Annotated in this window: 20 protein-coding genes and 1 pseudogene; 8 read left to right on the forward strand and 13 right to left on the reverse strand. The window is 63.2% G+C overall.

Going from position 1 to position 26,242, the window contains the following annotated elements; translation table 11 throughout:
• The first annotated feature begins 72 nt into the window (after window positions 1-72).
• Window positions 73-867, forward strand: coding sequence for a DeoR/GlpR family DNA-binding transcription regulator (locus GCT19_RS07470; RefSeq protein ID WP_018434261.1), 795 nt, complete (start codon window positions 73-75; stop codon window positions 865-867).
• Window positions 864-2,009: an MFS transporter gene (locus GCT19_RS07475; protein WP_018434260.1), complete on the forward strand. Its 1,146-nt coding sequence runs from the start codon at window positions 864-866 to the stop codon at window positions 2,007-2,009. The genes GCT19_RS07470 and GCT19_RS07475 overlap by 4 nt, the downstream gene beginning before the upstream one ends.
• 183 nt (window positions 2,010-2,192) lie before the next feature.
• Here the strand turns inward: GCT19_RS07475 and GCT19_RS07480 are convergent.
• The 6 genes and pseudogenes from GCT19_RS07480 to GCT19_RS07500 all read right to left on the reverse strand — a co-directional run.
• Window positions 2,193-2,882 (reverse strand): annotated as a pseudogene (locus GCT19_RS07480) (sterol desaturase family protein); the annotation flags it as partial.
• A 664-nt stretch (window positions 2,883-3,546) separates the two neighbouring features.
• Window positions 3,547-4,491, reverse strand: coding sequence for a M23 family metallopeptidase (locus GCT19_RS07485; protein WP_152851521.1), 945 nt, complete (start codon window positions 4,489-4,491; stop codon window positions 3,547-3,549).
• Window positions 4,492-4,776: 285 nt separating this feature from the next.
• Window positions 4,777-5,004 carry a hypothetical protein gene (locus GCT19_RS07490; protein WP_018434256.1) on the reverse strand — a complete coding sequence of 76 codons (228 nt, stop codon included), beginning with the start codon at window positions 5,002-5,004 and terminating at the stop codon, window positions 4,777-4,779.
• 97 nt (window positions 5,005-5,101) lie between these two features.
• Window positions 5,102-5,245 carry a hypothetical protein gene (locus GCT19_RS42645; RefSeq protein ID WP_018434255.1) on the reverse strand — a complete coding sequence of 48 codons (144 nt, stop codon included), beginning with the start codon at window positions 5,243-5,245 and terminating at the stop codon, window positions 5,102-5,104.
• A gap of 58 nt (window positions 5,246-5,303) precedes the next feature.
• A complete protein-coding gene (locus GCT19_RS07495) occupies window positions 5,304-5,594 on the reverse strand; it encodes a hypothetical protein (protein ID WP_152851522.1) in 291 nt (96 codons plus the stop codon).
• Window positions 5,595-5,843: 249 nt separating this feature from the next.
• On the reverse strand, window positions 5,844-6,176 hold the full coding sequence (locus GCT19_RS07500) for a DUF2322 family protein (RefSeq protein WP_018434253.1): 333 nt from the start codon (window positions 6,174-6,176) through the stop codon (window positions 5,844-5,846).
• Window positions 6,177-6,936: 760 nt separating this feature from the next.
• Between GCT19_RS07500 and GCT19_RS07505 the strand changes: the two genes are divergently transcribed.
• Entirely contained in the window at window positions 6,937-9,129 is a 2,193-nt protein-coding gene (locus tag GCT19_RS07505; RefSeq protein WP_152851523.1) for a hypothetical protein, read from the forward strand.
• A gap of 368 nt (window positions 9,130-9,497) precedes the next feature.
• On the opposite strand, the gene GCT19_RS07510 is transcribed toward GCT19_RS07505, so the two are convergent.
• From GCT19_RS07510 to GCT19_RS07530, 5 genes are all read right to left on the reverse strand, one after another.
• Window positions 9,498-10,349, reverse strand: a complete 852-nt coding sequence (locus GCT19_RS07510) for a carbohydrate ABC transporter permease (protein WP_152851524.1) — start codon at window positions 10,347-10,349, stop codon at window positions 9,498-9,500.
• A gap of 10 nt (window positions 10,350-10,359) precedes the next feature.
• A complete protein-coding gene (locus tag GCT19_RS07515) occupies window positions 10,360-11,334 on the reverse strand; it encodes a carbohydrate ABC transporter permease (RefSeq protein WP_321576774.1) in 975 nt (324 codons plus the stop codon).
• Window positions 11,335-11,401: 67 nt separating this feature from the next.
• The gene (locus GCT19_RS07520) at window positions 11,402-12,655 is read right to left on the reverse strand and encodes an ABC transporter substrate-binding protein (protein WP_018434248.1); all 1,254 of its coding nucleotides are present in this window, start codon (window positions 12,653-12,655) and stop codon (window positions 11,402-11,404) included.
• An 85-nt stretch (window positions 12,656-12,740) separates the two neighbouring features.
• A complete protein-coding gene (locus GCT19_RS07525) occupies window positions 12,741-14,720 on the reverse strand; it encodes a beta-galactosidase (RefSeq protein WP_152851526.1) in 1,980 nt (659 codons plus the stop codon).
• 20 nt (window positions 14,721-14,740) lie between these two features.
• On the reverse strand, window positions 14,741-15,892 hold the full coding sequence (locus GCT19_RS07530) for an ABC transporter ATP-binding protein (protein ID WP_152851527.1): 1,152 nt from the start codon (window positions 15,890-15,892) through the stop codon (window positions 14,741-14,743).
• 193 nt (window positions 15,893-16,085) lie between these two features.
• Between GCT19_RS07530 and GCT19_RS07535 the strand changes: the two genes are divergently transcribed.
• Window positions 16,086-17,129 (forward strand): LacI family DNA-binding transcriptional regulator, encoded by a 1,044-nt coding sequence (locus GCT19_RS07535; protein ID WP_152851528.1) that lies wholly within the window; start codon window positions 16,086-16,088, stop codon window positions 17,127-17,129.
• A gap of 61 nt (window positions 17,130-17,190) precedes the next feature.
• Here GCT19_RS07535 and GCT19_RS07540 read toward each other — a convergent pair whose 3' ends face one another.
• The gene (locus GCT19_RS07540) at window positions 17,191-18,399 is read right to left on the reverse strand and encodes an MFS transporter (RefSeq protein WP_152851529.1); all 1,209 of its coding nucleotides are present in this window, start codon (window positions 18,397-18,399) and stop codon (window positions 17,191-17,193) included.
• 449 nt (window positions 18,400-18,848) lie between these two features.
• On the opposite strand from GCT19_RS07540, the gene GCT19_RS07545 reads away from it, so the two are divergent.
• From GCT19_RS07545 to GCT19_RS07560, 4 genes are all read left to right on the forward strand, one after another.
• Window positions 18,849-19,850, forward strand: coding sequence for a sugar ABC transporter substrate-binding protein (locus GCT19_RS07545; protein ID WP_026228455.1), 1,002 nt, complete (start codon window positions 18,849-18,851; stop codon window positions 19,848-19,850).
• Between the two features lie 97 nt (window positions 19,851-19,947).
• A complete protein-coding gene (locus GCT19_RS07550) occupies window positions 19,948-20,937 on the forward strand; it encodes an ABC transporter permease (RefSeq protein WP_018434242.1) in 990 nt (329 codons plus the stop codon).
• A gap of 20 nt (window positions 20,938-20,957) precedes the next feature.
• Complete coding sequence (locus tag GCT19_RS07555) at window positions 20,958-21,761, forward strand: ATP-binding cassette domain-containing protein (RefSeq protein WP_217709200.1); 804 nt, start codon at window positions 20,958-20,960, stop codon at window positions 21,759-21,761.
• 42 nt (window positions 21,762-21,803) lie between these two features.
• Window positions 21,804-23,048 carry an ROK family transcriptional regulator gene (locus GCT19_RS07560; protein ID WP_152851530.1) on the forward strand — a complete coding sequence of 415 codons (1,245 nt, stop codon included), beginning with the start codon at window positions 21,804-21,806 and terminating at the stop codon, window positions 23,046-23,048.
• A gap of 5 nt (window positions 23,049-23,053) precedes the next feature.
• On the opposite strand, the gene GCT19_RS07565 is transcribed toward GCT19_RS07560, so the two are convergent.
• Window positions 23,054-26,167, reverse strand: coding sequence for a transglycosylase domain-containing protein (locus GCT19_RS07565; RefSeq protein WP_152851531.1), 3,114 nt, complete (start codon window positions 26,165-26,167; stop codon window positions 23,054-23,056).
• Window positions 26,168-26,242: the final 75 nt, after the last annotated feature.

Consider the following 26,242-nt stretch of genomic DNA (forward strand, 5'->3'; position numbering starts at 1 on the left):
TGCGTCTCGCGACCGTTTGCGATACATTTTGCTCGTTTATGATCGGTTTGCACCGAAACGGAGAGGGGACCCATGCAGCGAACCCGGGAAGAAGCGATCAACGGGCTACTGCCCGAGCAGCGCGAAGCGCTGATTCTGGAGCGATTGCGCTCGCATGGTCGGGTGCTCGCGGCCGAGCTTGCCGCCGAGTTGCAGATCTCCGAGCACACGGTGCGCCGCCATCTGCGCGATCTCGCCGATCAGGGGCACTGCAAGCGCGTGTACGGCGGCGCGCTGCTGATGTCGCCCGCCGACAAACCCGCGGCGCTCCGGATGAACGAGGCCGTCGATCGCAAGGCACGGCTTGCCGCGGCGGCTGTATCGATCGTTCGTCCGAAGCAGATCGTGCTGCTCGACGCGGGCTCGACCAACGTCGCGATCGCGGCGGCGCTGCCCGACAACGCCGGCCTGACCGTCGTCACGAATTCGCCTGAGGCATGCGCGCGGCTGCTGAACCGGCCGGGAATCGACGTGATACTGATCGGCGGCCGCATCGCCGGGGGCGCGGCGGGCTCGCTCGGCGCGACCGCGCTGCTGCAAATCCAGCAGATCCGCGCGGACCTCTGTTTTCTCGGCGCCTGCGCCTTCGATCCCGACGAAGGCGTCGCCGCATTCGACGCTGAAGACGCTGAACTGAAACGCGCGATGGTCAAAGCGAGCGGCCAGATTGCCATCGCGCTGACCTCGGAAAAGCTGATCACAGCGGCGCCTTTTGCGGTAGCGCCGGCTGCGTCGGTCGATCATCTGTGCGTCGAAGCAGACGTACCGGGCGCGCGTGTCGCGAGCCTCAAGGCCGTCTGCGACAACGTGATGGTGGCACGCCCATGAACTCACTCGTCAGGGAACGCATCGCGACGCTCGCCGTCTTCCTTGCCAACGGTTTCGGCATCGGCGCATGGGCGGTCGAGGTGCCGCGCATCAAGGAAAGTCTGGCGCTCAGCGACACCTCGCTCGGTGTCGCGCTGTTCTGCTTCGCGCTCGGCGCCATCGTTGCGATGCCGCTCGCGGGACAGCTCGCGCCGCGCGTCGGCAGCGGCCGCGCCACCGCGCTGCTCGGCGCGGCATTCGCGATCGCGCTGCCGCTGCCCGCGGTCGCGCCCGGCATGCTGTCGTTGTGCGTGGTGCTGTTTGCGCTCGGCGCGTCGAACGGCGCACTCGACGTGTCGATGAACGGTCATGCGAGCGCGATCGAAACTCGCTGGCGCGCGCCGATCATGTCGTCGTTTCATGCCGCGTGGAGCGCGGGCGGCCTGCTTGGCGCAGCGAGCGGCGCGATGCTGCAGAAAGGCGGCGTCGGCGTCGTGGGCGGGCTGCTCGTCCCCGATCTGTTCATCGCGGCCCTGATCATTTTCGCTGCATGGTTTGCGTTGCGCGATATCGGTCCGCGCGCGACCGCCGCGTCGAGCGGCTTCGCATGGCCGGACAGCGGCGTGATGAAACTGGCGCTGCTCGCGTTCATGTGCATGCTCGTCGAAGGCGCGGTGGCCGACTGGAGCGCGGTGTACCTGCGCTCCACGCTGAACCAGGAAGCGAGCATTGCCGCGATCGGCTACTCCGCGTTCGCGTTTTCGATGGCGGCCTGCCGGATCGCAGGCGATGCGTCGGTGCGACGCTTCGGTTCGAGCAAGGTCGTCGCGCTCGGCGGTCTGATCGCGTTCGCCGGGCTCGCGCTGGTGCTGAGCCTGCCGACGGTGCTGACCGCTTGCGTCGGCTTCGCGATGGTTGGCATCGGTCTCGCGAATATCGTTCCGGTGATTTTCAGCGCAGCGGGCCGGTCGAGCGCGACGCCGGCGATCGGCGTGTCGATGGCGGCCACGTTCGGCTATGCGGGCTTTCTGGTCGGGCCGCCGCTGATCGGTTTCGGCGCTGGCGTGCTCGGTTTGCGCGCGGCGTTGGGTGTGCTCGTAATGGCCACGCTGATCGTGTCGCTGCTGGGCGGCAAGGCGGTGCGCGGAGCGCAACCCGCTTAGCCCGCGCTATTTCGCTTTCTTGTCGAGCACCGCAAGCGGCTTGCGAACGGGTAACGCATCGCGTCCCGCATGCTGACCCAACGGCCAGCTGAACGCGCCGAGCAACGAGCTCGGCTGCGTGCCATCGTCGAGACCGGTGGCCGGCCACTCGTGTTTCGCGGGCACCCAGCGCGTGCCGAACACGTGATCCCACATCGGCAATAACTGCGTGAAGTTGTGGTTAAGATGCTCGGCGCGAATCGAGTGATGCAAGCGGTGATACTGCGGATTGTTGACCCACGTGACGTAGCGGCCGAGGTCCACGCGCAAGTTCAGATGCGCGAAGTAGTTGCCGAACATGAATACGATCGACGTCGCACCGACGATCCACGGCTCGACCTTGAACAGTACGCCGACGAGCGGATAAAGCAGGCAGCCCTTGATGAGCACTTCGATCCAGTGATGCCGCAACGTGATCGTCACGTTGAAATCGACCGCGCTATGGTGCAGCGAATGCAGCTTCCACAGGATGGGCCACGTGTGCTGCAAACGATGAAACGCGTATTCGAGACAATCGATCGTCAGCAGCACGATCACGAACGAAGCGAGCGCGCCCCACCCGTGCGACACCAGCACCACCATGCCGCCGCCGAGCGCATTCACGATCGCGACGCTTGCGGCCGCGGTCAGCGGCTTCGTGGCTTCCACCAACGCCAGATACAGGCCCGCATAAGCCATGTTCAGACGCTGCCCCGCGCGCGATTGCAGCAATGCGGCCGGCCAGCGACGCTCGAGCAACGCGCCGAGTCCCATCATGACCAGCACGAGCGCATAGCCTTGCAGCCACAGGCTCGCGTGGTGCAGCAATGCCGGAAACGGGCTCGACGCTAACATGGCATTCCCTGATGCAGCGGCTGCATACCGTGTAGAGGAGCGTTAGCATGATCTTCGCAGCCCGCCGGTCCGCGCGCAAGCGCCCTTTCGCTCGGACCGCCGCGCATTCGGCTTGACCCGCAAGCACGGAAAAAAATGGCGGGGTCATCGCTTCACGCCGTCACGATCGTGAGCCGACGTTAGATACAACCGTATCGTCCGCGCGCGTCGTCGTTGTTTGTCGACATCCGTTTGGTGTGGCCCCGCCGTACTTCGCATGTTGCGCCAAGCTCCCCGAGCGCGAATCGCGAAGACGTTTGCTGCCGTCGGCATTTATTCACTGCGTGAAATTCCGGCTGCAACATGTGTAGTTCTTGTGCCGGTCTTATTGCAACCGCTATGCCATGCTGGAACAAAGCGTTGCCAGTTAAGGACGGATGCGTTCCGATGCACTTCGAAGCGGGCCTGATCGCACGTGATGCATCGAAAATGAGACGCCGCGTGAATGCTTCGACGAGTTCGTGCCGGTTCGCACACATCGTTCGACGCACGCGGGAATACCCGAACGCGCATTGACAGGCCATGGTTTGCGACACGTACCGGCCAGAATTGCCGGCGCATGATGCGACGAAACAATACCGGGTCATGCGGACCGACGTGTCGCAAAGTTGAGACGACAAATGGCTTACAGCAGCGCGGTCAATTGCGCGACCCGCAACTCGAACAGCCGTAATTCATCCGCGGCAAGCGACTTCTTCTGCGGCAGGTCGACCTTGAGCGGGTCCTGCGGCACATCGTCCACGTGAACCTCGAAATGCAGATGCGGTCCGGTCGTCCAACCGGTCTTGCCCACATAGCCGATCACCTGATCGCGCACGACGCGGCTGCCTGCGCGCAGTCCTTTCGCGAAGTGCGACAGATGCGCGAACGTCGTCGAAAACGGTGCGGGGTTCTGAATGACGACCACATTGCCATAACCGGACTGACGACCGACAAAACGGATCACGCCACGCGCGGTCGCCCGCACGGGTGTGCCGGCCGGCGCCGCAAGATCGACGCCGTCATGACTTTGCCAACGATGCACTACCGGATCGAAGCGGCGCAGCGAGAAAGCCGACGACACGCGCGTGAAGTCGAGCGGATAGCGCTCGAACGCGGGCCCCGTGCTGACGCCGTCTTTCGAGTAGTAGTGCGGTTGACCTTGCGGATTCTTGTGAAGGAACACGTCGTGCGCGCTCGAGCCTCGTACGATGCGCACCGCGAGCGGTTCGCGCGCTGCGCCTTTGCCGTTGTCGCTACTGGTGTCGAATACGGCGCTCACGCGGTCGCCAGCTTTCAGATCGCGCGACAAATCGAGTTCGTCGCGAAACGCGCGCGACAGAATCGCTGTGGTGCCCGCATCGATGCCAAGGCTCTGCGCGGCCGCCGCGAAGGTGCGCTCGACCGGCGCTTCCCTCACGGTGAACGTAGGGGCTTGCGCAGCCGGCACCGCCGGCGGAGGTGCCGACGCCGATCCCGGCGCGCGGGCAATGGCCGTCGTCGAGTCCTTGCTCCGAAGCGACACGTCGGGTTCGTCGTTGCGCGCGGCGCGTTCGTGAGTGACGAGATAGGCAGCGCACACCGAGCTCATTGCGCATACGACAATGATTTTGCTGGCGCGTCCCGGCAAAAGACGAGCTACAGATAGAGGCATGTTCAAGAACGACTGTCGACCGTCGCATGCGCGAAAGGCACGCACGACGAGGTGGTTTCGTTGAATTAGCGTCTGCTGGCACTGCGTTAGACGCTGTATGAGGCTCGGGGCAGCCTAGGGTCGCTTTCTTAAGTCAGCCTTAAGCTGCCCCCCAAATGAAGCTGGGACGCCGCGAGAGAACGAGTCGGAATATTCGGCTCGCTTGCGCGGACGTCAGCCGACTCAAGACAACGAAGCAAGCATGTTCGACAGACGCCGGACATGGGCCTTGAATGCATCGCTCGTTTCGCGGTTCGTGGTGGGATTCAGATGCGAGCTTTCGGCGAGTTGCGCCTGCTCGTGAAAGTCGTTGGCGATTCTGCGCTTGATGTCGTCAGGCAGCGACCGCACGATGGAGACCAGCAAAGCCTCTTCGGCATGCAACATGCCGTGAATCGAATGTGTGTCCATACGAGAACCTCCGGGGGGAACATCGTCGGTGCCGGCCGGCAGTGGCGCCGGCGCTCCTCATGTTACCCCGTTGATTCCGAGTCGTTGGGCGTGCGAGTTACTCGGCGATCGAATAGCGTGACGGATGGGCACGCGGCCGTTCTGCCTCACGCTCGACGCGGGGACTCGCGCCGCGGATGAACAGGACCGCGCAAAAAGCGACCATGGCCCAAATGCAAAGAATGACGGTCAACGTGCTCATGTCAGTTTCCGGAACTTCGGGACTACAGGTTGGTACGGTGTTGCTGCCGCGTTCGCCGTCAATGCAGCGTGGACCGCTCGGGCGCACCGAACAGCAGCTCATCGATCAGGGCGGTGGTGAACGTCAGTTGCGTTTCGAGCGATTGACGTGCGGCTTGCGCGCCCGCTTCGTCGCTTCGGGCAACGGCCGCGTGCGCCTGCGTGGCGAGACGCAGGATAGCTTCGGAACCACGTTGCAGTTCGCGCATCGCGGGGTCGTTCGGACCCAGCGTCGGCTGATCCCGTTCCGAGGTGGTGAGTTCCGGCAGGTCGGTGTCGAACCGGCGGGGTTTGTTGTGACGGGAGGACATCCGGGGCTCCTGACGGAAAAGCGCGATATACGCGACGGGACGAACTCAGTGTGCGCCGGCCCCCTGCGCTTCAATTCGCCGAACAGAAGCCGAATCTGAAGCTAATCCGGGGTCTTCGAGAAAAACGAGGGTTTTTACCGAGCAATCAGCGCTGGGGGGCCGCAAATCCCGTCGCCGGGGGGCGTCGGAGTTCGCGGCAATGGCAGGAAAACGTCTACCTTGCGGAAGCAGAAAAGACTCTGAGCGGTCTTAAGCTGCCGGAACGACGTCGATGCGCAATGCCTCGCCGCCGGCGGCAATCACCAGCAGGTGGTCGACGTTCGGATGGGCGCCCGGACGGTTGCGCGCGTCGGCCGTATGCTCGGCGAACAGCGCCAGGCCGTGTTCGGCCGCCTTCGCGTCGAGCGTGCCGAACGCGCCGCGCAGGTAGTTGTACACCGCGAGCGAGCCCTGCTTGCCCGGTTTGTTCTCGATAGTAGCGACCACGGCACCGCTGCCGTTGACCAGATCGATGCGTGCGATGCCGTCGATTGCCGGCATTCTGGCGAGATTTTCCTTGAAAACGTTGCTCGGTTCGATCATTGAAACCACTCCTTCCGTTCTAAAAAATGCATGGCGGGCCGTATCTTATCCGATGGGCGGCGGGCGGGTGAATTGGCGGCCACGGCGGACCGGCACGCGCTGCCGATGCCTGGTATTCCTAGTAAATGTTTCGCACGGATCAAGGGCTCGACAAGCCAGAGAAAACGTTTAACTGAACGCGCGCAATCCATAAGAATCCGACCACCGTGTAATCACTTTCGAAAGACACCGGCATGGAGACGAAAGCAACGCGTCGGCCTCACGACGCGCGGATGCTTCGCCAACCTAACTAACTTTCTCGGAATTAACCAAATCGATAATCACTGTCGATCGCACATAAAATCAACCTCCAAACTCAAAACGATAAACGAGGGGTCAAATCATCGAATACCCACCTTATCCGCGCCGCACAGCGACTTGCTCGCGTTTTGGACCGCTTGCAATCCACCGTGAGATATGATCTCCTACGTCTTACAGGCTATTTATCTGCCGCGATTTCAGCGGAGGAACAGCCAAGCAGAGTAAGGAAGATCACCAACGGTAAAGCTAGCAACGAGGATGAAACATTCCTCGATGCAAGAAGGCCCTTTATCCGTCGAAGCGTGTCATCTGACGACTGACGTTTTTTAACCCAAGTCATTCTTTTTGTCGGCACGCAGATTATTTGAATCACAAATCCATTTAAAAAGGAGACAAACAATAATCAAGGAATATCGGAAAAGTTAATCAGACCATCAATAAACCAAAATCTGGAGACGAAATGCTTTCCCCGAAGAAAACGACGCTTGCCTTTGCCCTCAGCGCTGCCACCGCGCTTTTATTCACCGCCTGCGGCGGCGGTGTGAATGACGGCCCATCCTCTTCCGGCGGCAGTCCGTCCACGAACTCGCCCTCTCCCACGCCCGATCCGTCGAAAAACGGCGCAATTTCGCTGCATGGAATCGTCTACGGCGGGGCCGACACCAGCGTGCCGACCGGCGCAGGCATTCCGATCACGATGATGGGGCAAATGCGAGCGCTATTCGATCTGATCAGAAAATCGTCCGATTTCACCCAGGTGGTGATGGATCTCGGCGACGGCAGCCCGGTCCATGTGCTCGATACGAACACCGGCGACAAATTCCTGCCCGGCAAGCTCGCGCTCGGTTTGTCGTGGATCCTGATCGACATGAAAACGAAAGGCGATCCAGCCTACGCCGACTACCTGGCGACGTACCAGAAGATCACGACGGCGATGATGACGCAGATGACCGGCTCCAATTACACGTACGCGAATACGTCCTGGGGCGAGTACTACTATCTCGTCGCGCTCAACAATTTCCAGTCGCACGGCATGCTCAACGAAGTGTTCAGCGACGCGATGCTGAAGACGCTACAGGCGCGCCTGACCTTCTGCGACATGTTCGGCGCGGACGCGAGCGGCAAGACCGACACCTGCCCCGCCGCAGGGACGCCGATCGACGTCGCATCGCTCAATACCGCGCAGAACTACTACGCGGTGTCGTATGGCATCGCGGGGCTGCGGCAGAAGCTCGGCTGGAGCAATCCGACGTTCTCGTCGACCACCGACCCGACCGTGGCCACGATGAACGCGCGCGACGCGCTGCTGTACACGCTGACGAAGCACATCCGCAACGATTCGACCGGCGGCTTCTCCGACGAAGCGTCGAACACGCACACGACCTATTACGATCAGGCGCGCTACGACCGTTACAGCACGCTGCTAATCGGCGAAGTGACCGAGCGCACGCTGGAAATGGGCAATCAGGCAAACCTGACGCCGGAGTTGAAATCGTATCTGCGTAACTCGGTCAACCTGATTCTTCCGCAGCTCAATACGAAGGGCGAAGGCTTCAACTATGGCCGCTCGATCGGTCCGTATGGCGACTCGGCATTCATGGAAGTGCTGACCGCCGCCGCCAATGCGGGCATCCTGACCGATCAGGAAATGAAGGTCGCCTACACGTACATCTACAAGTCGGCTCTGCGCTACAGCAACTTCTGGTACGACCCGACACTGCCGACGCCGTCCGTCAACATGTGGGTCAAGGGCCGCGGCACCGACTCGTATCGCGGCAAGCCGCGCGTGATGGGCGAAAACTTCAGCCTGCTGCATCAGTACATGTACGTGAACGCGTGGTGGGACAAGCTCGGCTTCAACGGCAAGGCGCCGCTGTCCGATACCGACATGCAGTCTTATCTCGACGCGTTCCCGCACTACACGCTGACCTGGTACAACCAGCCGGGCGATACCGCGCACCCGTATAGCGCCGCTCTCATAACCGTGCGCGACGGCAGGCGCGTGATCAACCTGAACCTGAGCCAGGCGCCCGACTACAACTCGTACACGCCGTACTATCCGGCGCCGTCCTCGGATAATCTCGTGTACGGTACGACGGACCTCGCCTATGCGCTGATGATTCCGCAAGTCACGTACAACGGCAAAACCTATATTCCGGTCACGTACTACAAGAATCTGAACGTGCAGGAAACCAACGGCCAGGTGGTCGTCACGTTCGACACCGCGAAGTTCAGGCAAGCGGCCAAGAACGCGTTGTACACGACGGATCTCGATCTGCAAGTGCATACGGTGATGACGTTCGCCAAGGGCTCGATCACCCGCACCGATACGCTGAGCTCGGGCACGTTGACGGGCAATCTCGCGGTAGAAACGGACTACACGTCGTTCGCGGACTTTCAGAACACCACGGCGAATAGCGACGGCTACTCGGTCAGCTACGCGAATAGCCCCGCGACGAACTACGCCGCGGTGGGTTTCGATAGTTGCGCGCTGTCGCAGTTCGATACGGTGAACGGTGCGACGAACCCGTTGTCGACCACGCCGATCGGACAGTTGCACTCCAACTTCGCCTGTACGACCAATCCGTTCGCGTTGACGGGCGGCGCCAGCCGTACGCTGTCCTGGACGCTGAAGTACGCTGATCCGGCCTGATAGGGGTAGCAGCAATACCGGTAGCAGAAGTTGCCTTGTTAAGGAATCTCCGAGTCGGAACAATGCGACATCAACGCAGCGAACCCGAAGACGAGTCCGATTCAGGCAACTTCACCGGAGCTGGCAATCATGCGCATTTCCTTTCTGCTGAGGCTGCGGACCTCGCGAGCAAAGCGGGTGAAGGAAAACGGCCCCTCGATAGTGCGCGCGCGGCGTTGAATACCGTTATGCGGCGGCGGCTCGACCACGCGTCAGCTAAAAAGCGTTGATTGATAAGCCTGCGGACGAGCCGCAATCGAGCACGCCGAAAAAAAGCCCGCTTACGCGGGCAACCCTTCTCACCGCAGCATCGCCACGCGCCAACATCTTCACCCCTTCGTCGCGCCAAACGTCAGGCCCGCGACAAAATGCTTCTGCATCGCAAAGAACATCATCACCGATGGCAGCGCCGCCAGAATCGATCCCGCCGAAACGAGATTCCACGCGGTCGTCCACTGCCCTTTCAGCGCGGCTACACCTACCGTGATCGGCGCGGCGTCATCGCCTTGCGTCAGACACAGGGCCCAGAAATAGTCGTTCCACACGAACGTGAACACGAGGATCGCCAAGGCCGCGAGCGCCGGACGAATCAGCGGCAGCACGATCCTGAAGAACACGGTCCACTCGTTCGCCCCTTCTATGCGTGCCGCCTCGACCAGTTCGAATGGCAGCTGCTTGATGAAGTTGCGCAGAAACAGCGCGCAAAAGCCGGTCTGGAACGACACATGAAACAGAATCAGCGCGCTCACGGTATTGAACAGCCCGAGCTGCAACGACAGATCTCGCACCGGGATCATCAACACCTGGATCGGCACGAAGTTGCCCGCGACGAACGTGGCGAACAACGTCGAATTGCCGCGAAAGCGATAGATCGCCAACGCAAAACCCGCCATCGCCGCGAGTGTGATCGAGCCCACGACCGCAGGCACCGTGATCAACACGCTGTTCCAGAAGTAATGCAGCATCGGCGACGTCGTCAACGCCTCGCGATAGTTATCGAACATCGCAAAGTGCTTCGGCCATCCCCAGTAGTTGCCCTCGCTCAGTTCTTCGGTCGAACGCACGGACGTGATCAGCACCGCGATCATCGGCAGCAGCCAGATCACGAGTGCGATTGGCAACGTCAGCTTGTATGCGCGGCGCGTGGCCGGCTTCCATTTGTCGATCGGAATCGGAAACATCAGCGGCTCCTTATTGCTCGGCGCGCAGCATCCGCCGCAGGTGATAGACGATGTACACGAGCATGATGCCGAACAGCACCACCGCGATCGCCGCGGAATAGCCGATGCGGAAATATTTAATCGCCTGGTCGTACATGAAAAAGGCGAGCACCGTCGAGCTTTCGAACGGACCGCCGCCCGTCATCACCGAGATCAGATCGAAGCTGCGCAGCGCGCCGATGATCGTCACGACGATCGCCATGAACGTGGTGGGCCGCAACTGCGGCAGGATCACATGCCAGAGCATCGACCAGCCCTGCGCGCCTTCCATTCGCGCGGCTTCGATCTGCTCGGCGTTCAACGTGGTCAAGCCGGTCAGATACAGAATCATGCAGTACGCGGTTTGCGGCCACAGTGCCGCGAACACGATGCCGAACGTCGCATAGCGTGGATCGCCGAGCACTGGCACGCCGTGGCCGAGCATCATCGCGAGCAGGCCGAAGGTCGGATCGTAGAACCATGAAAAGATCAGCCCGACCACGACGCCCGACAACACGAACGGCGCGAAGAACAGCGACTTGACGATACGGATGCCCGCCACCGCCTGGTTCAGATACAGCGCGACGGCGAGGCCCATCGGCGGGGCGAGCAGGAACAGCACGAGCCAGATCAGGTTGTTCCTCAGCGCCGTATAGAACGTCGGCGTATGAACGAGCTCGATATAGTTCGCGAGGCCGATGAAGGTCGGCTCGGTCATCCCGTCCCAGTTGAAGAAGCTCAGGCGGATAGTCGAGAGGATCGGCCACACCACGTACACGGCCACCATGAAGCAGGCCGGCGCGAGAAACAGGAACGCGGCGCGCCGCTGCCGCCGCGCGGTCGGCGTCGGGCCGCGCCGGCGCGACGCGAGCGGCGCGCCGCCCACCGCACCACCCGACGCCGGCAACCCCTGCCCGCCGGATTCAACAGGACCGTCGACGCTATGACGGCTGACGGAATGCGACACGATCAATCTCCCGATCCGATCTGATACAACGCAATTCGTCGGACAGCGGCCGTGCGGCCGCCGCCGCTCACTTCTTGTAGATACGCTGACGCGTCTGCTCGAGCTGCGCGAGGATGCTGTCGAGCTTCGACGGATCGGAGACGAACTGCTGCATCCCCTTCATCCCTTCGTCGGCCATCTCCTTGGTCATGTCGCGATCGTAGAACTGCGCGATGCCGCCCTTCGTATTCGACAGGATCTGGAAGCCGATCTTCGAAATCGGATCTTCAGGTTCCGGCGACTTGCTGTTCGCCGACAACGAGCCGAGTCCCTTCGCGAGCTGCGCGCCGATCTCCGGCGTTTCGACGAACGCAAGGAACGTATGTGCATCGGCCTTGTTCTTCGCTTTCGACGGAATATGCAGTGATTCGACCGGCCCATCCTCGGCGGTCGGCACCTTGGAGTCGATGATCGGGAACTGGAAGTACCCCATTTGCGGCTTTACGTTGTCCGGGAAACCCGCCGCAATGAACGTCCCCATCAGCATCATGGCCGCCTTGCCCTGGAACAGGAACGGCTGCACCGCGTCGAGATCGTAGGACAGTGAATTGTTGATGAAGTAGCCGTCGTCGATCAGCTGCTTCCACGTCGTATAAACCTTCTTCACGCGCGGATCGGTGTACGGAATCTCGCCGGCCATCAGCTTCTGATGGAACGCATTGCCGTTCAGACGCAAATCGAGGTAATCGAACCAGCCGGCAAGCGTCCATGCATCGCGGCCCGCCACCGCGATCGGCGTAATGCCGGCGGCCTTCAGCTTTTTCCCGGCGTCGAGAAACTCGTCCCACGTTTTCGGCTCGCCCTTGATGCCGGCCTTCTCGAACAGGTCCTTGCGATAGAACATTCCCCACGAGTAGTACACGGTCGGCGCGGCGTATTGCTTGCCCTTGTACGACGACGCTTCCTTCGTCGACGCATACATGTCGTTCCAGCCGTTCTTCTGCCAGTCGCCGGTCAGATCTTCGAACAGGCCACGCTGCGCGTAATACGCCATACGCTCGCCGTCGTGCCAGTTGACGATATCCGGCGCGACAGTCGAAAGCCAACCCGGCAACTGAACCTTGTAGGCCTCTTCGTCGATGAACGACACCTTCACGTCGATCCCGGGATGCGCCTTCTTGAACTCGTCGACCACCTGCTGCCACACCGCGCGCTGGCTCGCGCCCTTGAACGCGATATTCATCGCGAGCGTGCCCGCCTGCGCGGTGCTGACGACCGAGGTCCCCGCGGCAACCGCGGCCAGCGCGAGCGCCGCCAGAATCTTGCGTGGTTTCAGTTTCATCCTGACTGTCTCCTTCATTCCATGGTTTTTACGTCGTTGTCGCTTCTGTATCGAATGACTGCGTGGAATTGCCAAGGCCAGACTTCTATTGCGAGCGGTAGACCGCTACCCCTTGCGGCGCCACCTCCCGGGAGCCGATCACGAAAGCGTCGTCGGAAATGTTTTCGAGCGTGTGGGCTTGATCGCCGTAGTTGAACACATAGGTCAGTCCGCCGCGACGGCTGATGCGCACGCTGTCGCCGAGTGCCTGCGTTTCGAGGCCCGCTTCCTGTGCGATCCGCGCGAACAGGCGCACGGTCAACGCGTCGTCGAACAGGCTCGCGAGGTAGTGGAACGCGCCGCTTCGCACGTACGCGGGATGACCGTCCGCGAAACGCGCGCGCACGTCGAATGAGGATGATGCATCGCTGTCGATGAAATCGCGCCAGTGTCGCGCGAAGCCGTCGGCCGCACCGCCCTGCTGGTCCAGCACCACCGCTTCGGTCACGTTCGGCCGCATCGATTCGACGCGCCACACGCGCAGCGGCAACACCGACGTCAAGGCACCGGGCGGCAGATTCGCCGGAATCCGCAGGTCGCGCGTCTTCGATCCGGTGCGCGGGCCGAGCACGACTTGTGCGCCCGAGCGTGCGAGACGTTCGGCGAAATCGTCGGGCACGACCGGCAGTGGCGGCACGACGACGAGGCAATAGCCATCGAACGATGCATTGGCCGGCACCACATCGACGTCGAGTCCGAGCGCGCGCAATGCCGAGTAGTACTCGAACGCGAAGCGCGGATAGTGAAAGTCCGCGCCCTGCGGATGAATCTCGAACAGCCACTTCGCTTCGTAGTCGTAGACGAGCGCGACTTTCGAGCGGATCGACGCATTCGCGTCGGCATTCGCGGCGAGCACCGTGTGAATTTCCGATGCCACCTGCGAGGCTTCATTGCCGCCGACGTCGAGCCGGTTATCGGGCGTATTGAGCCCCGCGTGCATCTGCTCCTGCGCGAACGGTGCCTGACGCCAGCGGAAATACGACACGCAACCCGCGCCGTGCGCGAACGCTTCCCAACTCCACAGCCGCACCATGCCCGCCAGCGGCGCCGGGTTCCACTGCGCCCAGTTCACCGGTCCCGGCTGCTGCTCCATCACCCACAGCGGCAGCTTCGACATGCCGCGATACACGTCGTGATTGAACGACGCGAAATCCGGATGACCGGTGCGCAACCAGCGCGCCTTGATGTCCGGTGCGAACCACTGCTCTTCGAGCGCGCCGAGCGGATAGCTGTCCCACGTCGCGACGTCGAGATCGGCCGCGACCTTGTAGTGATCGAACTCGGTGAAGAGCTGCATGAAGTTGTGGGCGACGGGCCGCCCCGGCGAATGCGCGCGAATGATCTCGACCTGCATGCGGTTGTAGCGCGCCACTTCGTCGGATGCGAAACGCCGGTAGTCGAGCCGATGCGACGGATGCGCCTCGGTCACGGTGCCGACCGGCGCGTCGATTTCTTCGAAACCGCGGTACTCCATGCTCCAGAACACCGTGCCCCACGCGTCGTTCAACGCCTGGATCGTGCGATAACGCGCCTTCAGCCACTCGCGAAAGCGCGCGACCGCGGCCGGCGAATAGCTGACCACCGTGTAATGACAGCCGAATTCGTTATCGGTCTGCCAGAAAGCGACCGCCGGATGCTTGCCGTAGCGCTCGGCCACCGCCGTGCAAATTCGCCGCGACGCCTCGAAATACGCGGGCGACGAGAAGTCGTAATGACGCCGCGAGCCGAACGCGCGCGGACGTCCATCGGCGCCGACCGGCAGGATGTCCGGATGACGATCGATCAGCCACTTCGGCGGCGTCGCGGTCGGCGTACACATGACGACCTTCAGGCCAGCCGCGCCGAGCACGTCGACGGCGCGATCGAGCCAGCCCCAATCGTATTCGCCGGGGGTCGGCTCGATCCGGCTCCACGCGAATTCGGCAATGCGCACCTGCTCGATGCCGAGCCCCTTGATCCGGCGCGCGTCGTCTTTCCACATCGACTCGGGCCAGTGCTCCGGGTAATAACAGACTCCTAAACGCATCCCTGTGTCCCCAATGTTCTTCAAGCGTAGTGTTCGACGGTTTCGAGCGACGCGGCCGCGAAGCCGTCCTCGGTAAACAGATGACAGGCGGTAAGCGGCACCAGCAGGCTCGCGCGATCGCCTGGCGCGAGGCGCGTGTTGCCCGGCGCCTTGGCGATCAGCACGGCGCCGCCGGGTTGATCGAGGTGCACGTAGCTGTGTTCGCCAAGCTGCTCGACGAGCGATACGGTGCGCGCGAGCACACCCTCTTGCGACGCGGCCGATGCATCGACGAACTCCAGATGCTCGGGGCGCACGCCGAGCGTGACCGGCTGAGCTGACTGCAAGCCCACGCTGCTGACCGGCACACGCACGTTCTCGCCGGTGTGATCGAGCGTGACGAGCACGACTTGCGCATCGACCGACGCCACCTTGCCCGGCAGGAAATTCATTCGCGGCGAGCCGATAAAGCCGGCCACGAAGCGGCTTTTCGGGCGGTGATACAGCTCGAGCGGCGCGCCGATCTGCGCGATGCTGCCGTAGCGCTCGGTGTCCTTGCCCGAATGCAGCAGCACGATCTTGTCCGCGAGCGTCATCGCTTCGATCTGATCGTGCGTCACGTAGACCACGCTCGCCTTCGCGAACTGCTTATGCAGGCGCGCGATTTCGACGCGCGTTTGTCCGCGCAAGGTTGCATCGAGATTGGACAGCGGTTCGTCGAACAGAAACACGCCGGGCTCGCGCACGATCGCGCGGCCGATCGCGACGCGCTGCCGTTGCCCGCCCGACAGCGCCTTCGGCTTGCGCTCGAGCAGTGCCTCGAGTTGCAGAATGCGCGCGGCTTCACGCACCTTGCGCTCGATTTCATCCTTCGGGGTCTTCGCGAGTTTCAGACCGAACGCCATGTTCTCGAACACGCTCATGTGCGGAAACAGCGCATAGCTCTGGAACACCATCGCGACGCCGCGTTGCGCGGCCGGCACGTCGTTGACGATCTTCCCGCCGATCGACAGGTCGCCGTCGGTCACGTCCTCGAGTCCGGCGATCATGCGCAGCAGCGTGGACTTGCCACAGCCCGACGGGCCGAGAAACACGCAGAATTCGTTTTCGCCGATATCCAGATCGACGTTGCGAATCACCGGCGCACCGTCGCCATACGCCTTTTGCACGCCTCGTAACGAAATGCTCGCCATTGCCTCGACTCCGTGATTTAATCGGCGCGAAGTCGGAGATTAAGCGCTTAATCAGCGTGACCGAAAAATCGATCGCAAGGCGATCGTTGGTCTGTCTCCGATATCGTTTTGTACGTTGGTTCGACGACAGATGTTGCCGCGCCTTGCGCCGCGACGCAAATGCCGGGCAGCCATCCCAGATACTGACCAGATCATGCCTACACTCAGCGAAGTCGCGCGTCATGCCGGCGTTACGCCGGCCACGGTGTCCAACGTGCTGCGCAATCGCGGCCGCGTCGGCGAAACGACCCGGCAACGCGTGCTCGACGCGGTCGCGGCGCTCGGCTATCGCCCGCATCTCGCCGCGCGCGCGCTCGCCGAAGGCCGCGCCCCGACGCTTGCGCTGATGGTGTCGAGCATCGCGAATCCGTTCTATCCGGAGTTCGCGCTCGCGGTCGAACGCGCCGCGCGCACGAGCGGCCACTTCGTGATCATCTGCAATACCAACGAGGACCCGCTGAGTGGCCGCGCGTACCTCGACCAGATTGCCGGCACCTTGTCCGAAGGTGTGCTCGTGACCAACGCGAACCTCGATTTCGCCGATCTGCACAAGACCGAAGCGCGCGGCACACCGGTCGTGCTGTGCATGTGGGAGCGGCCCAGCGAGCCGCCCGGTTTGCCGTGCGTCGCGGTCGATTTCCGGCTGGCCGGCAAACTGGCCGCCGAGCACCTGCTCGAACTCGGGCATCGGCGCATTGGTGCGATCGTCGGCAGCAAGGCGTCGGGTATTCACGCGACGCGCTACGAAGGTTTCGTCGACGCATTGCGCGCTGCCGGCGTGCCGAAGAATCGCGTGCGACACGGGCTCGACACGATCCACGGCGGCTACCTTGCGGCGCGCGCGCTGCTCGAAGCCGATCCGCAACTGAGCGCGATCTTCGTGACCAACGACCTGCCCGCGCTCGGCGCAATGCACGCGGCGGCAGACCTCGGCCTGCGCGTGCCGCACGATCTGTCGGTGATCGGCATCACCGACATCCAGCTCGCGCGCGAGTCGCGTCCCGCGCTGACGACGGTGGCGGTACCGACGGTCGAGGTCGCCGGACTTGCAGTGGAACTGCTGCGCGAGCTGATCGAGACGTCGTACGGACAGGCGGGACGCGCCGTGGGGGATGTGCGGGCGCACGTGCCGATGCGGATTTCGTCCGAGCCGAAACTGGTCGTGCGCGCGTCGACGGCCGCGCCCCGCTCGCGTTGATGTGGCCGTAACAGCCACGACGCAACCTTGCAGTCGACGAGGTTCGGCCAGCTTGCGCGCATCAACTCGCGTGACGGGGCACACGCGCACCGACTGCCAAAGCAATGCAGGCCAATACCGCGGAAACCGCGGCAAATGCGACGTTCGCCCACAAATGCCCGACCCGGGTCGACAGCAAGGCTATGCCGACCGCCGGCAACGAGTTGCCGGTGTAACAGCAGAGCAGATAAGCCGATAGCAATTCGGCGCGCTGGTCCGCGGGCGAGATCCGGTTGACCTCCTGCAAGCTGCCGCGAAAACCGAGCGCGGCCGCGATGCCACACGACGCCGTCGCCGCGCTCAGCACCACGATCGACGCGGCGACCTGCGCCCACAGCAGCAACGCCAGACTCGGCGGCAACAGCCACAGTCCGGCAAACATCGCGGTGCGGGCGGCGAGTTTCGACGTGACCATCACCGTGATCGTGCTCGCGACAAACAGCTCGGCGACGAGCGCCCCGCTCAGCGCGGGGCTATGCAGATGCATGCTGTTCGCGATCAGATTGGGCAACAACGCCGCGAAAAAACCGAGCAGCGCGAAGGTCGCGAATGCGGTGACGGCAGGCACGACGAATGCCACGCGCAATCGCGCGGGTACGCCGATGCGCGGCGCGAACGACACCTGCGCCAGGGTCCGGGCGCGCTCCTGCACCGTTTCGCATGCGAGCGCCGCCAACGCCGCGGTGACCAGAAGCGTCAACAGATAAACGACGAACACCGTGTGCAACGGCCACGGCGCGAATTGCGCGAGCAGACCGGTCAGCAGCGGCCCCACTCCGAGCCCGGCCAGATTGACCGCCGCGGCAAGACGGCTAGCGGGCGCCTTGTCGGCGCCGGCGTGCAATTCCGCGATCCACGCGGTCGCCGTCGCGGCACCGACGCCGATCGCGAGTCCGCTTGCCGCTCGAGCGACGAAAAGCCACGTCGCATGCGTGGCGAATAGAAAGCACATCGTGCTCGCGATCGCGGCTGCGAGCACCAGCAGAGTGACCGGTCGACGGCCGGCCTGATCGGACACGCGACCGAATAAGAACAACGCGCCGAGATTGCCGATCACGTAGGTCGCGTACACGAGCGTGATCGTCAGATCGGACAAGCCGAACCGGTGTTGATAGAGCGGATAAAGCGGCGTGACCATCGTGCTGCCCGCGTACAGAACGCCGATCACGAGCGCGGCGGCGATCAACGATGCGCGGGAGCCGAGTCGTCGCTGCCACCAATGCGAAGGCATGGGTCTCTCCGACAGGTCCACGTCCTGTCGAGGCGAGCAAGTGCTGTTCCGCCGCGACCTCCCCTCAGGATTCAGCGGATACCGAAAAAGCGCGTTACACGCGCGAATTGTGTTGAAAAACCCTCGTTCAGCCTTCAACAAGCTTTCAGTTGAGCCAGGACTTTCCCGAAGCCGAGACACGCTGCTCCGCACTGCAACACTCCTTCAAAGCCTTGCCACACAAGGCTTTCAGCCTGGACCCGGGGCGCTGCACGGCAATTATTCTGCGTTCACATTTCCTTGACGATCGGCTGCGCGCCTGCTGTACTAAATCAACCAAAGTGATTTAGGCGATTTCCTTCGGACCACGTCGAATCGAAGCGTCATCGCCAAACGTCGACCCCGCAGTTTTGCAGTTTCGATCTATCTGCAGTCTCACACATCGTTGCCAATAACCGGAGGAGCGTCTCATGAATCTGAATTCCCACAGGCGTCCTGTCGCCAGGACAATCGTGTCGATGTGCGCCGCGGCAGCGGCGCTGTGGTGCGCGAGCGCGAGTCAGGCCGCCGACCAGCCCGTCATCGGCCTGATCACGAAGACCGATACGAATCCGTTCTTCGTCAAGATGCGCCAGGGCGCGGACGCGGCCGCGTCGAAAGACGGCGCGAAACTGATCACGGCCGCCGGCAAGTTCGACGGCGACAACGCGAGCCAGGTCACCGCGATCGAAAACATGATGACGGCCGGCGCGAAGGCGATCCTGATCACACCGAGCGACACCAAGGCGATCGTGCCGAGCATCAAGAAGGCGCGCGCGGCCGGCGTGATGGTCGTCGCGCTCGATACGCCGACCGACCCGCAGGACGCGACCGACGCCCTGTTCGCCACCGACAACTTCAAGGCCGGCGTGCTGATCGGCAAATATGCGAAGGCCGCGCTGAACGGCAAGCCCGCGAAGATCGCCACGCTCGACCTCGCGCCGGGCGTGTCGGTCGGCGTGCTGCGTCACAACGGCTTCCTCGAAGGCTTCGGCGTCAAGGAAGGCGATGCGTCGATCGTCTGCAGCCAGGACACGCGCGGCGATCAGGCGAAAGGCCAGACCGCGATGGAAAACTGCCTGCAGAAAGCGCCCGATATCAACGTCGTCTACACGATCAACGAACCGGCCGCGGCCGGCGCGTATCGCGCGCTGAAGGCAGCAGGCAAGGACAAGGGCGTGATGATCGTGTCGATCGACGGCGGTTGCGAAGGCGTGCGCAACGTGAAGGCCGGCGCGATCGCAGCGACCTCGCAGCAGTATCCGCTGAAGATGGCCTCGCTCGGCGTCACCGCCGGCGTCGACTACGCGAAGACCGGCAAGAAAGTCTCCGGGTATCAGGACACCGGCGTCACGCTGATCACCGACAAACCGATGTCCGGCGTCGATAGCAAGGACACGAAGTTCGGCCTCGATAACTGCTGGGGCAAGTAACGCGCATTGCACAGCGGCCCGTTGCGCGTCGTACCGGGCCGCCATCTGATTCGCCGCGTGACCTTCACGTCACGCTCATGTACCGAGGACTGCCATCATGTCGACCCCTTCCGCGCCCGCCGGCCGCCGGCGCCCGTCTTTCTCCGAGCACCTTCCGTCGCTGTCCGAAATCGGACCGCTGATCGCGCTGGTGCTGGCCTGCGGGTTCTTTATTTCGCAGAGCAGCCGCTTTCTATCGTTCCAGAACCTGTCGCTGATCCTGCAACAGACGATGGTCGTCGCGGTCATCGCGATCGGCCAGACACTGATCGTGCTGACCGGTGGCATCGATCTGTCCTGCGGCATGGTGATGGCTTTCGGCTCGATCATCATGACCAAGTTCGCGGTCGTGCTCGGCGTACCACCCATTCTCGCAATCCTGTGCGGCATCGGCGCCAGTACCTTGTTCGGCTTACTGAACGGTCTGTTGATCACGCGCATCAAGTTGCCGGCGTTCATCGTCACGCTGGGTACGCTGAACATCGCGTTTGCGCTCACGCAGATCTACTCGAACGCGGAAAGCGTGTCGAACCTGCCCGACGCGATCATGTTCTTCGGCAGCACGTTCAAGCTCGGACCGGCGGAAGTCACGTACGGCACCGTGCTGACGCTGCTGATGTACCTGGCCACGTGGTTCGTGCTGCGCGACACGGTGCCCGGCCGCCATCTGTACGCGCTCGGCAACAACGCCGAGGCCGCGCGGCTGATGGGCCTGTCGTCGCAGCGCATTCTGCTGATCGTCTACACGCTCGCCGGCGCGATCTATGGCATCGCCGCGCTGCTGTCGGTAGCGCGCACCGGCGTCGGCGATCCGCAAGCCGGGCAGACCGAGAACCTCGACAGCATCACCGCGGTCGTGCTCGGCGGCACGAGTCTGTTCGGCGGACGCGGGTCGATCGTCGGCACCTTGCTTGGAGCGCTGATCGTCGGCGTGTTTCGTAACGGCCTGACGCTGATCGGCGTGTCCTCGGTGTACCAGGTCTTGATCACCGGCATCCTCGTGATTCTCGCGGTCGCCGCCGATAAACTCTCGCACCGCGGCCGTTGATCCCGCACAGGAGCCTTGTCATGCTGACCTCCACCTCCCCTTCCACGTCCGCTGCGATGCCGGTTCTGCAAGCACGCGGGCTCGTCAAACGTTATGGCAACGTGACCGCGCTCGACGGTTGCGATTTCGAAGTGCTGCCCGGCGAGATCCTCGCGGTGATCGGCGACAACGGCGCGGGCAAATCGTCGCTGATCAAGGCGCTCTCGGGCGCGACGGTGCCCGACGAAGGCGAGATTCTGCTCGACGGCAAACCGGTCAAGTTCCGCAGTCCGCTCGACGCGCGCGCTCAGGGCATCGAGACCGTGTACCAGGAACTCGCGGTCGCGCCGGCGATGAGCATCGCCGAAAACCTGTTTCTCGCCCGCGAATTGCTGAAACCGGGCTGGCGCGGCTCGCTGTTCAAGATGATCGACAAGCGCCGCATGCTCGACGAAGCGACCGCGGCCATGAAAGATCTGCAGATCGGCATCCGCTCGATGCGCCAGGCGGTCGAAACGCTGTCGGGCGGTCAGCGCCAGGGCGTCGCCGTGGCACGCAGCGCGGCGTTCGCGCGCCACGTCGTGATTCTCGACGAGCCCACCGCCGCGCTCGGCGTGAAGGAGGGCAACATGGTGCTCGAACTGATCCGCCGCGTACGCGATCGTGGTCTGCCGGTCATTCTGATCAGCCACAACATGCCGCACGTGTTCGAGATCGCCGACCGCATCCACATTCAACGGCTCGGCCGGCGCGCGGCGCTCGTCAATACGAAGGACGTGCACATGTCGGAAGCGGTCGCGATCATGACCGGCGCGAAGACAGCCGACGTGAAGGCGATCGCATGACGCGCCGCTCAACCCGCTGAGCCACGAGGCCGATACACGACAATGGACACCTCCAGCACCAGCACGCGTTCGCCGGTCAAACGCACGGTCGGCTCGAACCAGGTGGGCATGCGGCAATTCAACGAGCGGATCGTGCTGCAAACGATCCGCTTGCATGGCCCGCTGCCGAAGGCCGAGGTCGGCCGCCTCACGCGTCTTTCGATGCAGACGGTGTCGATGATCGCCGATCGGCTGATCGCCGACGGTCTGCTCGAAAAGCAGGCGCGCGTGCGTGGCAAGATCGGCCAGCCGTCGGTGCCGATCGCGTTGTGCGCGGACGGCGCGTACACGATCGGCATCAAGGTCGGACGCCGCAGTCTCGACGTGCTCGCGATGGATTTCGCCGGGCGCATCGTGTGCCGCGACGTGTTCGAGTATGCGTATCCCGACCCGCGAACGCTGTTCCCCGCGCTCGAAAGCAAACTCGCGCGCGTGAACCAGACGCTCGGTGCGAAGGCCGGCAAAGTGGTCGGCGTAGGCGTCGCGGCGCCGTTGTGGCTCGGCGGCTGGCGCGACTTTCTCGGCGCGCCGCCCGACGCGCTCGAAGCCTGGAACGACATCGATCTACGCGCGCGCATCGCGACGATAACCGGCCTGCCCGTCGAGTTCGCCAAAGACACCACGGCCGCGTGCGCGGCCGAACTCGTGATGGGCCAGGGACGTGGCATCCACAACTTCCTGTATCTATTCGTCGGCACGTTCATCGGCGGCGGGCTCGTGATCGACGGCCGTCTGCATGGCGGTCCGCACGACAACGCGGGCGCGGTCGGTTCGATCCCGCTGCGCGAAGGCAGCGCACGCAAACCCGCGCGGCAGTTGCTGCACGCGGCATCGGGCTTCGTGCTCGAACAGCTGTTCAGCGATGCGGGCGCGCCGGCCGCCGCGGCGCACGATCATCGCGCGCTGTCGCCCGAGTTGTGGCGGCATACCGAGCAATGGCTCGACAGCGCGTGCCCGGCAATCGCAAACGCGCTAACCAATGCGGCCGCGCTGCTCGATCTCGAAGCCGTCGTGATCGACGGCGAGTTCGACCGGCTATTGCTGCGCGAGATCATTCGCCGCACCGAGCGCGTACTCGATCGTTTCGAATGGGAAGGGATGGTGCGGCCGCAATTGCTGGAAGGTGCGATCGGTGCCGATGCCCGTGCAATGGGCGGTGCGATTCTGCCGCTATACGCGCATTTCGCACCGGTCCATGAACTGTTTCTGAAGCCGGCGGCCACCGAGCCGGGTTATGACGAGCGGTAAGCGCTTCAGTGCGCGGCGACCTTCGTCGCTGTCGGCGTCGATTCTGCCGGCACCGCCGTCACGGTTTTCTGAACCGGCTTATCGAGCAACGGCTGCAACGCCGGCGCCATCGACTTCAGCAACTGCACCGCCAGCGCACTCGTGAAGTCGTAACGCGCGGCATACGGCTCGTGAACCCACGCGGTCAGCGTGCCGTAGAAGCGGTCGCCGAGCGCGAACACGAAGGTCGCGCTGCGATTCACCTTGCGCGACTCGATCAGGCGCGCGCCCTTCGCATAGACGTTCAAGCGCTGATCGCCGGTGCCGGTCTTGCCATAGACTTGGAGCGTTTCGCCGTTCGGGAACGTCATGCCTTGCGCGAGACGCCTCGCGGTGCCGCCCGTCACGACATCACGCAACAGCATCCGTACCTCGCCGGCGATCTCCGGCGACACCTGCTGCTGCGGCGCAACCACCGCGCGCCTGAAATGCGTTTCGTACGGCGTATCCTTCGCGAAGTCGATTTGCGTCAGCGTTTCGGTCGGCACCTTGTTGCCGCCGTTCGCGATCACGCCGATCAGTTGCGCGAGCGCCGCCGGACGATCGCCCGACGCGCCGATCGCCGCCGCATACGACGGCGTCAGCGACGCAAACGGATAGCCGAGCGCCTGCCATGACTTGCCGATCGCGTCGAACGCGCGCAGTTCGACCATGCGCTTGATCCGGCGATCCTGGGTCGCGTGATAGCGCGTCTTGAAGAGCCACGAGTAGGTGGACAGTCGCACGTCCTGGCTCGCGGTTTCGATCTGCGCGAGCGTCGCATCGGGATGCGAGCGCAGGTAGTTCAACGTCCACAGTTCGAGCGGATGCACGCTGGAAATATAGCCGCGGTCGTTCAGGTTGAAGCGGTTTATGCCGTACTTGTCGTACAGATTCGCGAGATCTTCATCGTCGAGCATCGAAGCCGACGGTGTGTTCTTCAGCGCCGCGTACATCATCCTGTTGAACCACGCGTTCGATTGATCCGGCGCCACGCTGCGCAAAGCGGTCGCCACTTTCGGCGGCGATTTGCGCACGCCGAGCAGCAATAGCGTGATCTGCTGATCGGGCGTCTTGCCGTGATACTTCGTGTAGAAGCGCTTCATGTACACGCGGCTTTCCTGATCGGCGAAACGCGTCAGATACATCTTGCGGGTCGCCGTATCGCCGAGCCACTCCGACGACGGCCCGGTGGTCTGCACCATTTCATAGTGCACGATATCGCGCATCAGCCGCACGAACACGAGATTCACCGAATGCTGGAACGCGCGATGCACGGTCAGGATGCGGCTGTTGTCGTCGGACTCGAAGTTCGTGAAGGTCTGCGCGCCGCCGCCCGTAAAGAAGGTTTCACCCGGGCTCGCCGAGTATTTACGCTCGACGGCGGCGTCGAGCATCGGCTGCAGCGAATGATCTCGCGTGTGCAGCAGATAGTCGATCGCCCAGCGCGTCAGCCGATCGTTCGGATCGGGTGTGATCGCTTTCAGCTCGGCATTGCTCAGCGAAGCGTAGCGGGTGTGCAAATCGGTGACGATCTGCAGATACGTGATCACGGTGCGCAGTTTCGCGGTCGAGCCGAGGTTCAGGCGCGCGCCCGAATTGATGTCGAACGGCTGGTTCACGCTATCGGTCTGCACGCGCACGAGGTTCGCGTCGCCGTGCCGCTCGAACAGCGTGAAGCTGTAGGCGATATGCGTCGGATCGTCGGACCCGCGCAGCATTTCGTAGCCCACCAGCCCCGCGGCCTTCGCGCCGTCTTTGGTCGCGGCGGCGGCGAGGCGCTCGGCAACGGCCTGTTGCACGTCATTGTTCAGCGTGCCCGTCGCCTGCATGTCGAGGCGGTCGAGTTCATAGAAACTGCGCACGCCGAGCGCGGCGAGCAGATGCGAGCGCATCGACGTGACCGCCTTGCGCGACACGAACGAACCGAGATCCGGTGTGCTGCGCGGCGCGCGATGCAGTTCCACATGCGCCGCCAACGCCGCGTCGCGCAACTGCGCGGTGATCACGCCGCCACTCGCGAGCAGCCGCAGATAGCTGTCGGTCAGCCGTTCCAGCTCGGGATAGCCGCGCTGCAGGAAAAACGACGGCGCGCGCTGCGCGATCATCAGCGACAACACTTCCCGAAACGCCAGGCCCTGGTCGGGCAGATTCGTGTCGCTCGACGGTGCCTTCAGCAGACGGTTGGTCTCGCGGAAATCGCGCCCGTACCAGGCGGCGAGACCATCGCCGATACCGTTGATTTCGCCGACGCCGGGCTGCGCGGCAAGCGGCACCGAGTTCAGATAATGCACGACGATCTGTTCGCGCGCGGACAGCGTTTGCGGTCCGTTCAGATAGGCGCGCACCGACGCGGACGCGATTTGCCGCAGCTTTTCCGGCGGCGCCGCGGTGCGGCCGCCCGCCGAGTGACGGAATTTCTCGATCTGCGTCGCGAGCGTGCTGCCGCCCGGCGTCTGCTGATGTCGATTGAACACGCGCGCGCCCTGGTCGGCGAGCGCGCGGCTGAAGCGCCCCCAGTCGATCGCCGGATTGCGGTTCGGCTGATTCGGATCGAGCAGATAGCGGTCTTCGATGAACAGTAGCGAGTTCACGACGAGCGGCGGAATCGCGTCGAAGCTGTCGTACACGCGGCCCGGAAACTGGGCGCTGTATAGGGGCACGCCGGTGCCGTCGAACAATTGCAGGCCCGCGGTGTCTTTTTCGTCGTAAGGCAGGAACAGGCCGCCATCTGCCAGCGACAGCATGCGTTCTGAATCGCGCGCCTGCGAGCTGATTTCGAAGCCATGCTGCAACAGACGCTGCTGGATCGCCGGCAACAGCGCGTAGCCGAGGCGCGCGTCGTACGGGCCCTTGTCGGCTTGCGGAAAGCGGATGGAATGACTGGGACCGTCGGCGACCGAGAAACCAACGTCGCGAGTCAGTTCGGAAAGGTAGCGCGCCTGTAGCCGCGAGGTCTCGACCTCGATCTGCACGAGCCGCGCAACTAGCGCCATCGCGAGCAGGAAAAACGCGGCCAGGCCCCATTTGAGCCAACGCCAGCTCCGCACGGTCACGGTGCTGGTCGCGCGAAGCGGAAACCGAAGCGGTGGCCGATTCATGGCTGCTCTCCCCGAGCGATGGCCAGGATGTCGAGCCTGGCTCAGTTCATTTAAACCAGTGTAGCTCGGAACGAG

The organism is Paraburkholderia atlantica (genome assembly GCF_009362785.1).
Classification (GTDB): domain Bacteria; phylum Pseudomonadota; class Gammaproteobacteria; order Burkholderiales; family Burkholderiaceae; genus Paraburkholderia; species Paraburkholderia atlantica.

Excerpts from the sequence above, each read along its gene's own strand:
- GCT19_RS07555 (WP_217709200.1), top strand. The coding sequence starts at position 20,958 with ATGCTGACCTCCACCTCCCCTTCCACGTCCGCTGCGATGCCGGTTCTG.
- GCT19_RS07525 (WP_152851526.1), bottom strand. The coding sequence starts at position 14,720 with ATGCGTTTAGGAGTCTGTTATTACCCGGAGCACTGGCCCGAGTCGATG.
- GCT19_RS07560 (WP_152851530.1), top strand. The coding sequence starts at position 21,804 with ATGGACACCTCCAGCACCAGCACGCGTTCGCCGGTCAAACGCACGGTC.
- GCT19_RS42645 (WP_018434255.1), bottom strand. The coding sequence starts at position 5,245 with ATGAGCACGTTGACCGTCATTCTTTGCATTTGGGCCATGGTCGCTTTT.
- GCT19_RS07520 (WP_018434248.1), bottom strand. The coding sequence starts at position 12,655 with ATGAAACTGAAACCACGCAAGATTCTGGCGGCGCTCGCGCTGGCCGCG.
- GCT19_RS07500 (WP_018434253.1), bottom strand. The coding sequence starts at position 6,176 with ATGATCGAACCGAGCAACGTTTTCAAGGAAAATCTCGCCAGAATGCCG.
- GCT19_RS07535 (WP_152851528.1), top strand. The coding sequence starts at position 16,086 with ATGCCTACACTCAGCGAAGTCGCGCGTCATGCCGGCGTTACGCCGGCC.
- GCT19_RS07550 (WP_018434242.1), top strand. The coding sequence starts at position 19,948 with ATGTCGACCCCTTCCGCGCCCGCCGGCCGCCGGCGCCCGTCTTTCTCC.
- GCT19_RS07510 (WP_152851524.1), bottom strand. The coding sequence starts at position 10,349 with ATGTTTCCGATTCCGATCGACAAATGGAAGCCGGCCACGCGCCGCGCA.
- GCT19_RS07470 (WP_018434261.1), top strand. The coding sequence starts at position 73 with ATGCAGCGAACCCGGGAAGAAGCGATCAACGGGCTACTGCCCGAGCAG.
- GCT19_RS07490 (WP_018434256.1), bottom strand. The coding sequence starts at position 5,004 with ATGGACACACATTCGATTCACGGCATGTTGCATGCCGAAGAGGCTTTG.
- GCT19_RS07540 (WP_152851529.1), bottom strand. The coding sequence starts at position 18,399 with ATGCCTTCGCATTGGTGGCAGCGACGACTCGGCTCCCGCGCATCGTTG.
- GCT19_RS07495 (WP_152851522.1), bottom strand. The coding sequence starts at position 5,594 with ATGTCCTCCCGTCACAACAAACCCCGCCGGTTCGACACCGACCTGCCG.
- GCT19_RS07475 (WP_018434260.1), top strand. The coding sequence starts at position 864 with ATGAACTCACTCGTCAGGGAACGCATCGCGACGCTCGCCGTCTTCCTT.
- GCT19_RS07530 (WP_152851527.1), bottom strand. The coding sequence starts at position 15,892 with ATGGCGAGCATTTCGTTACGAGGCGTGCAAAAGGCGTATGGCGACGGT.
- GCT19_RS07485 (WP_152851521.1), bottom strand. The coding sequence starts at position 4,491 with ATGAGCTCGGTGTGCGCTGCCTATCTCGTCACTCACGAACGCGCCGCG.
- GCT19_RS07565 (WP_152851531.1), bottom strand. The coding sequence starts at position 26,167 with ATGAATCGGCCACCGCTTCGGTTTCCGCTTCGCGCGACCAGCACCGTG.
- GCT19_RS07505 (WP_152851523.1), top strand. The coding sequence starts at position 6,937 with ATGCTTTCCCCGAAGAAAACGACGCTTGCCTTTGCCCTCAGCGCTGCC.
- GCT19_RS07545 (WP_026228455.1), top strand. The coding sequence starts at position 18,849 with ATGAATCTGAATTCCCACAGGCGTCCTGTCGCCAGGACAATCGTGTCG.